This window comes from Bacillus sp. 7894-2, assembly GCF_002272225.1.
GTDB lineage: Bacteria > Bacillota > Bacilli > Bacillales > Cytobacillaceae > Cytobacillus.
Map to the genome: position 1 here is coordinate 1 of NZ_NPDG01000162.1, position 7,927 is coordinate 7,927.

The following is a 7,927-nucleotide window of genomic DNA, read 5'->3' on the forward strand; positions in this document are numbered from 1 at the left end:
TATCGACAAGAAATACTATATCATCCCTTAAAAAAGATGTCAACATTATTTTTATAAAAAAATAGAGCGGAAAAATTCCGCTCCGAGATTTCTCATTAAGGCTTAATAACTTCCCGATTGCCCATATACGGACGAAGTACTTCCGGAATGATAACACTTCCGTCAGCCTGCTGGTAATTTTCCAGGATGGCTGCCACCGTGCGGCCGATCGCAAGGCCGGATCCATTCAAGGTGTGCACATGCTCCGGCTTGCCCTTTGCCTCGCGGCGGAAGCGGATATTGGCGCGTCTTGCCTGGAATCCTTCGAAGTTACTGCAAGAAGAAATTTCTCTGTACGTGTTATAGCTTGGGATCCAAACCTCGATATCGTATTTCTTTGCAGCTGTGAATCCAAGATCGCCTGTGCACATGCTCATCACACGGTATGGCAGGCCAAGCAGCTGAAGGACTTTTTCTGCGTGTCCAGTCAGTTTTTCAAGCTCATCATAAGACTCTTCAGGCTTCACAAACTTCACAAGCTCTACCTTGTTGAACTGATGCTGGCGGATCAGCCCGCGTGTATCACGGCCGGCAGACCCTGCTTCAGAACGGAAGCATGCACTGAATGCCGCATAGTTAATCGGAAGCTCATCTGCATTCAGAATTTCTTCCCTGTGCATATTGGTGACAGGCACCTCGGCAGTTGGAATCAGGAAGTAATCCTCGCTTTCAATCAGGAACGCATCTTCTTCAAATTTCGGAAGCTGTCCTGTTCCTGTCATGCTTGCACGGTTGACCATGTACGGAGGAAGAACTTCCTTATAGCCATGTTCGTCTGTGTGCAAATCAAGCATGAAGTTGAAAAGTGCACGCTCAAGGCGGGCTCCAAGACCCTTATAGAAGACAAAGCGGCTGCCTGTTACTTTGCTGGCACGCTCGAAATCAAGCAGGTCAAGATCTGTCGCTACATCCCAGTGCGGCTTTGGTTCGAAATCGAAGTCACGGACTTCCCCCCATTTGCGGACTTCCACATTATCGTCTTCGGTTTCACCGACAGGCACGCTTTCATGCGGAATGTTCGGGATGCTCAGCAGCAACTGGTCCAATTCTTCCTCGACCGTGCGGAGCTCCTCATCCAATGCTTTAATTTTGTCGCCAACCTCTCTCATTTCTGTGATTAAATGGTCTGCATCCTGCTTTTCGCGCTTCAAGGCTGCAACCTGCTGGGATACCTCATTCCTTTTGCTCTTCAGCTGTTCCGCTTCTACAATCAATTCACGTCTTTTCACATCCAGATCCTCGAATTTTCCGAGATCCGTCAAATCCTCGCCGCGGTTCTGAAGCTTGTTTTTCACTTCTTCAAAATTGGCTCTCAAAAATTTAATGTCCAGCATTTTTTTACCTCCTGAAAAATAATTTAGAACACAAAAAACTCCCGTCCCCAAAAAGGGACGAGAGTTACCCGCGTTGCCACCCTAGTTGAAAGCATAAGCTTTCCACCTTAAATCCATAACGGTTTTAACCGAAAGCATTTACTTTTCCCGGAAAATACCGGGTGTTCCATGCTTTGCTCGAGGATGGATTCACAGGGTTTATTCACCGGTTCACACCAGCCACCGGCTCTCTACAGAACAAAGTTCCTGTTACTAGTTCCTCTCATTGCTTTTCAGCTATAAGAATTTTGTAATTCATAATGTACTACAATTATGTTCCATTTGCAACCAAAATATTCAAATTGCTAATTGCTTGGACTCTTTAATCATTTCAACAAAATAGCCTGTCAGGCGATGGTCTTCCGTCAGTTCCGGATGGAAGGAGCACCCGAGGAATCTGCCTTCGCGCGCGGCCACAATCCGGCCATTGTGCTTGGCTAGGATTTCAACATTTTCTCCCGCCTCGACAATATGCGGCGCACGAATAAAGACGGCCGCAAAGTCTTCTGCCACTCCGGCAATATCCAGATCAGCCTCAAAGCTTTCACGCTGGCGGCCGAATGAATTTCTTTCCACCCGGACATCCATTACACCAATATGAGGTTCATCATAGCCAATAATGTGTTTTGCAAGGAGAATCAGCCCGGCACATGTACCGAACATCGGCTTTCCTGATTGGGCAAACTCCTTAAGGCTGTCCATAAAATCATATTTATCAATGAGGCGTCTCATGGTCGTGCTCTCGCCGCCAGGCAGGATCAGCCCGTCCACCTCATCAAGCTGCTCTTTGCGTTTGATGACCACAGCTTCTGCGCCGCATGCTTCTACCGATAGCACATGCTCTCTGACAGCACCCTGCAGCCCTAATACTCCAACCTTTATCATATCTATTCTCCTTACCAGCCGCGCTCCTGCATACGAGCTTCAGGAGCCAATGAAGAAATTTCGATTCCCTTCATCGGTGTGCCAAGTTCTTTTGAAAGTTCAGCAATTAGTTTGTAGTCCTGATAATGTGTAGTTGCTTCCACAATCGCACGTGCAAATTTCGCAGGGTTTTCAGATTTGAAGATACCTGAACCTACGAACACACCGTCAGCACCAAGCTCCATCATTAGAGCTGCATCTGCAGGGGTTGCAACGCCGCCGGCTGCGAAGTTTACGACTGGAAGGCGTCCAAGGCTCTTGATTTCCAAAAGAAGCTCATATGGCGCTCCCAGAAGCTTAGCTTCTGTCATTAACTCATCTTCATTCATGCCGACAACCTTGCGCACCTGTGCATTCACCTTGCGGATATGGCGCACAGCTTCAACAATGTTTCCAGTCCCAGGCTCACCCTTTGTGCGAAGCATGGAAGCACCTTCGCCAATACGGCGTGCTGCTTCGCCTAAATCACGGCATCCGCAAACGAATGGAACAGTGTAGTCTCTTTTATTCAAATGGTATTCTTCATCAGCAGGAGTTAAAACTTCACTCTCATCTATGTAATCGACACCCATCGCTTCAAGTATACGAGCTTCTACAATATGGCCGATACGCGCTTTTGCCATTACAGGGATTGAAACTGCTCCCATTACTTCTTCCATAATGCGCGGATCTGCCATACGCGCCACCCCGCCGGCTGCACGGATATCAGAAGGAACGCGCTCAAGTGCCATAACTGCTACTGCACCAGCTTCTTCTGCGATTTTTGCCTGCTCAGCGTTAACGACGTCCATAATAACGCCGCCTTTTTGCATTTCTGCCATTCCCCGTTTAACACGATCTGTACCTGTCTTCATGTTTATCCCCCTTCGTAAATACCATCTGCTCTGGATGGGTTAAATATTATGATAAAAATAACTTTTCAAAAAAAGGAAAATAGATTACTTTACTCGGAATTTTCCCTATTGAAAATATGCAATGAAAAAGGGCTCCTGTCAAGACAGGAAAGCCCTTTTTCTTAAAACCAACCTTTTACAGTTGAGGAAACACTACCCCATAGGTCACCAAAGAAACCTCCGATGCTGCGCATAGTCAGCACGAACCAGTTTGCTTTTTCAACACTTTCAGCGGCTACAACATCCACCTGGATATTGCCTTTCCCTTTATCAGACAGGAACTCAAGCTTCCCGTCCTCTTTAGACTCGATCGTTAAGTAGCCGACCTTTTCTCCCTTTTTAATTGGAGCAGTCAATTCACCATTTTCATTTAATTTCTTTTTATCCAGAACAAGAACGGGCTTAAAGTTTTCCTTTTCCCCATTTCTCATAACCATTTCGATGGCATCTTTAGAAGAAATCTTCACTTTATCTTCTTTTCCTTTTGTAACAGGCACTGTTTTCTGGCCTTTCACCTGATGTTTGGCAGGAACGATTTCTTCTTTCGTGAAGTTGGTGAAACCGAAGTTGAACATTTTCTTGGTTTCATCGAATCTGGATTTATAAGTAGCCTGGCCATTCGCTCCTTTAGCGTTCATAACCACACTGATGTAGCGGTTGCCGTCTCTCAGGGCTGTACCTGTGAAGCAGTATCCGGCAAAGTCAGTTGTACCTGTTTTAAGGCCATCTGCCCCTTCATAGCCATATACCAGCTCAGGAAGCATCCAGTTCCAGTTTTCCATTTTAATTTCATCATCTGTACCCTCTCTGAAGGTCTTTCTAGGGGTACTTGCCGTTTCCAGCACTTCCGGGAACCTGTTAATCAATTCTTTAGCCAGAATAGCTGTATCTCTTGCTGACATTACGTTTTCTTCCTCAGGGCCGCCTGCTGGAGGGGAACCCTTTAAATCGCGGTTATTCAGGCCGCTGGAATTAACAAATTTATAGTCTTTCAGCCCAAGCTCTGCCGCTTTTTCGTTCATCATTTTAACAAAGTTGGTTTCTGAACCGGCAATCGTTTCTGCAATCGCAATCGTTGCGCCATTCGCAGAGTAGATAGCCATGGCTTCATACAATTCACGGATATTGTATTTGCCGTCTCTTCTTAACGGGACATTCGATAAAGCACGGTCCTGAGAAACTTTCCATACATATTCACTTACTGCGTATTCTTGATCCCACTTCACTTTGCCTTTTTCAACGGCTTCAAGAAGCAGGTATTCTGTCATCATTTTCGTCATACTGGCAATGCCCAGTACTTTATCCGCATTTTTTTGATATAAAATCTTTCCGGTCTCTGCATCTACTAAAATAGCAGCATCGGCATTGATATTTAAAATATCTTCCGCATGTGCTTTATGTATACCAGGTAAAAGACCTAATATCATGACCAAGGCAAGGAATCCAGCGATAGACTTACGGTATAATGTTTTCTTCAATTTTACTGCCCTCCAACGTTTTAATACACTTTTGTTATTTTATCATAACTCTGATTCAAAGAATAGATAGAGTAATTACCTATTCCTGCCTCTCTTGTGGCATGATTGACCCACTTGCTTGCACTGATATTTTCCTAGTATCAATTCCTGGGCATAAAAATAAGCAGAAGAGGTTTCCCTCTTCTGCTCTAATTGCTGTTTTTCGCCAGCAATGTTGATGAATTACATCGAGTAGTTTGGTGCTTCTTTTGTAATCTGTACATCATGCGGATGACTTTCTCTCAGGCCTGCACCAGTCATTTTAATGAATTGGGCATTTTCACGAAGCTCGTGAAGATCTTTTGTTCCGCAATAGCCCATTCCGGAACGGATACCGCCGATAAGCTGGTAAATGGTATCGGATAAAGGACCTTTATATGCAATGCGCCCTTCAATACCCTCTGGAACAAACTTTTTATTATCTTCCTGGAAGTAACGGTCCTTTGAGCCTTTTTCCATAGCTGCAACAGAACCCATTCCTCTGTATACCTTGAAGCGGCGTCCCTGGAAAATTTCCGTTTCGCCCGGGCTTTCAGAAACACCGGCAAGAAGGCTGCCAAGCATAACAGCATGTCCGCCGGCTGCCAATGCTTTCACGATATCCCCTGAATATTTAATTCCGCCATCAGCAATAATGGACTTGCCATGCTTGCGTGCTTCGGTTGCACAGTCATAAACAGCTGTGATCTGCGGTACCCCTACACCTGCAACAACGCGTGTTGTACAAATCGACCCAGGTCCGATTCCCACTTTTACAATATCGGCACCTGCTTCAATCAAATCCTTTGTCGCTTCAGCTGTCGCAACGTTTCCGGCAATAATGGCCAGATCCGGATAAGTATTTCTGATTTCGCGTACGGTATCAAGCACGCCTTTTGAATGTCCGTGTGCCGTATCCACTACGATCACATCCACATCTGATTTCACAAGCATTTCAACGCGCTTCATCGTATCACCGGTTACACCAACTGCTGCACCTGCCAGCAGGCGACCGCGCTCATCCTTTGCCGAGTTAGGAAACTCAATAACTTTTTCAATATCTTTAATGGTGATTAACCCTTTTAAAACACCTTCATCATCTACCAGCGGCAATTTTTCAATTTTATACCTCTGGAGAATCTTTTCTGCTTCATCCAATGTGGTTCCAACCGGAGCCGTTACAAGGTTTTCCTTTGTCATTACATCAGAGATTTTTATCGAAAAGTCCTGAATGAATCGGAGGTCACGGTTTGTCAGAATGCCAACAAGCTTCAGTTCCTCAGTATTGTTGACGATAGGCACACCGGAAATCCGGTATTTGCCCATTAGATGCTCTGCGTCAAATACCTGCTGTTCTGGAGTGAGAAAGAATGGGTCCGTAATAACGCCGCTTTCTGAACGTTTTACTTTATCCACCTGATCAGCCTGCTGTTCTATGGACATGTTTTTATGGATAACTCCCAAACCGCCCTGGCGCGCCATAGCGATCGCCATTTCTGCTTCAGTTACCGTATCCATTCCGGCACTGATCACTGGAATGTTGAGTGCAATCTTTTCAGTCAAATTAACTTTAAGGCTGACATCACGAGGAAGCACCTCTGATTTCGATGGAACCAGTAAAACATCATCAAAAGTTAAACCTTCTTTAGCAAACTTAGTTTCCCACATCTTTTTTGACCTCCTGGACTCGAAAATATTATTAGTAGGTTATCAATTGGACAAAATACTGTCAAGGACGGATTAATATGTTGGATTTTTCAAAAGATTCGGAGGACTTATAGTGATACATCCATTTGATTTTAAAAGCTCCTTTTTGTATTTTTTTTCTGCGAACACATCACAGGAATTTTTAAAAAAATGCTACCAAAAGCAAAACCTGGATCAGGCTGAACAAAAGAGCTATGAAAACAGTTACCCTTTTATATACTATCTAGAACACGGGCAAGTATACTATGAGCAGGCAGAGAAGGCACCATTGGTCATCAAGCCGATTCTCTTTTTTTACGGACTGGTTCACCTTGTGAAGGCTTGCATACTGACTGTAGATCCTAATTATCCCGAGACTACTTCGGTTTTGGCACACGGGGTATCTACCCGGAAAAGAAAAAAGCAGCAATATAATTTTTTTCAGGATGAAGTGAAATTTCAAAAAAGCGGGCTTTTCCCTTATATGGGGGAAAAGTTGTTTCACATGAAACATTTGGAAGGCGAAAAAACAACAATGGGAGAGTTATTTGGACAGATTCCGGAGCTTAATGATTTGTACAGCCAGACGGAGGGCCGTATGACTTTTCTCGAAGCAGGGCTGGAAAAGGATGAATTGATTTTGCCCAAGGTAATCCTTGATCGCTTTCATATGACCGAGTCCCGTTTTGTGGAGTATCTAAAGTCAAAATCAGACTCTCATATAAGCTTTCAGGAATCAGAGGGGTCAGCGTTAAAATTCAAAATGGAAAATTTGAATACATATAATTTCAAGCCCTTACGATATAGTCCGGATGCTGGAAAGTTCTTCTTCCCGCTGGCTAAAGATGAATTGATTGATTTCCCTGAACTTCTGATTCATTATCTGCTGCTGTATAACTTAAGCATGATTGCCCGCTATGAAACTGAATGGTGGAGCGAACTCATCAAAATGATGCCGAATAAAGACTATCCGTTTATTCAAACTTTCCTTCAAATTACGGCTTTAAAGGGGCCGTATTTGATTTATCAGTATTTGGCTGATATGAAGCAGTAAGGCTTCATTTGGGGATATGCTGGCTTCGGATTTCAATTGTGAGGCTGCATTTGTCGTTTTGTTTTGGGTGTTTGGAAGAGGAGGAGTGCGGGGGTGTTTGAATTTAATGTGGTGGCCGGCTGTTTCTTCAGGCAAGAAGCATAGCTTGGCGGTATATCTAACAGGTTTTGGAGTTTATCTAGCATGTTTTGGGTTTTATCTTGCAGGTTTTTGAATTTATCTAACAGGATTTTTGATTTATCTAGCATGTTTTAGAGTTTATCTTATATTGGCACAATTCATCTACATAAAGAACAGATTTAGCTTTTAAAACAGACGGCAGAATAAGGAGTGGCGCATATAATTTGATTCTGGCGCATATAGCATGAAAGTGACGCATATCGGTGCCATAGTGACGCATATCCCTAAAAAGTGACGCAATTGCTGGCCGAAGTGACGCATAACTGCACTTTTCAATATAAA

The 7,927-nt window shown here is 44.1% G+C and carries 6 protein-coding genes and 1 other annotated feature; of the genes, 1 reads left to right on the forward strand and 5 read right to left on the reverse strand.

The window, feature by feature from the left end:
* Positions 1-95 precede the first annotated feature (95 nt).
* The 5 genes from serS to guaB all read right to left on the reverse strand — a co-directional run bounded on the left by serS (position 96) and on the right by guaB (position 6,393).
* Positions 96-1,373 carry a serine--tRNA ligase gene (gene serS / locus CHI10_RS21875; protein ID WP_095246249.1) on the reverse strand — a complete coding sequence of 426 codons (1,278 nt, stop codon included), beginning with the start codon at positions 1,371-1,373 and terminating at the stop codon, positions 96-98.
* Between the two features lie 50 nt (positions 1,374-1,423).
* Positions 1,424-1,648 (reverse strand) — a binding site (T-box leader).
* A gap of 61 nt (positions 1,649-1,709) precedes the next feature.
* Positions 1,710-2,297 (reverse strand): pyridoxal 5'-phosphate synthase glutaminase subunit PdxT, encoded by a 588-nt coding sequence (pdxT, locus tag CHI10_RS21880; protein WP_095246250.1) that lies wholly within the window; start codon positions 2,295-2,297, stop codon positions 1,710-1,712.
* An 11-nt stretch (positions 2,298-2,308) separates the two neighbouring features.
* A complete protein-coding gene (gene pdxS, locus CHI10_RS21885; RefSeq protein ID WP_035333469.1) occupies positions 2,309-3,190 on the reverse strand; it encodes a pyridoxal 5'-phosphate synthase lyase subunit PdxS in 882 nt (293 codons plus the stop codon).
* A 161-nt stretch (positions 3,191-3,351) separates the two neighbouring features.
* Positions 3,352-4,656 (reverse strand): D-alanyl-D-alanine carboxypeptidase family protein, encoded by a 1,305-nt coding sequence (locus CHI10_RS21890; RefSeq protein WP_286137559.1) that lies wholly within the window; start codon positions 4,654-4,656, stop codon positions 3,352-3,354.
* A 273-nt stretch (positions 4,657-4,929) separates the two neighbouring features.
* Positions 4,930-6,393, reverse strand: a complete 1,464-nt coding sequence (gene guaB / locus CHI10_RS21895; RefSeq protein WP_095246252.1) for an IMP dehydrogenase — start codon at positions 6,391-6,393, stop codon at positions 4,930-4,932.
* Positions 6,394-6,505: 112 nt separating this feature from the next.
* On the opposite strand from guaB, the gene CHI10_RS21900 reads away from it, so the two are divergent.
* Positions 6,506-7,465 carry a YaaC family protein gene (locus CHI10_RS21900; protein ID WP_095246253.1) on the forward strand — a complete coding sequence of 320 codons (960 nt, stop codon included), beginning with the start codon at positions 6,506-6,508 and terminating at the stop codon, positions 7,463-7,465.
* The last annotated feature ends 462 nt before the right edge of the window (positions 7,466-7,927 follow it).

Excerpts from the sequence above, each read along its gene's own strand:
- serS (WP_095246249.1), bottom strand. The coding sequence starts at position 1,373 with ATGCTGGACATTAAATTTTTGAGAGCCAATTTTGAAGAAGTGAAAAAC.
- pdxT (WP_095246250.1), bottom strand. The coding sequence starts at position 2,297 with ATGATAAAGGTTGGAGTATTAGGGCTGCAGGGTGCTGTCAGAGAGCAT.
- pdxS (WP_035333469.1), bottom strand. The coding sequence starts at position 3,190 with ATGAAGACAGGTACAGATCGTGTTAAACGGGGAATGGCAGAAATGCAA.
- CHI10_RS21890 (WP_286137559.1), bottom strand. The coding sequence starts at position 4,656 with ATGATATTAGGTCTTTTACCTGGTATACATAAAGCACATGCGGAAGAT.
- guaB (WP_095246252.1), bottom strand. The coding sequence starts at position 6,393 with ATGTGGGAAACTAAGTTTGCTAAAGAAGGTTTAACTTTTGATGATGTT.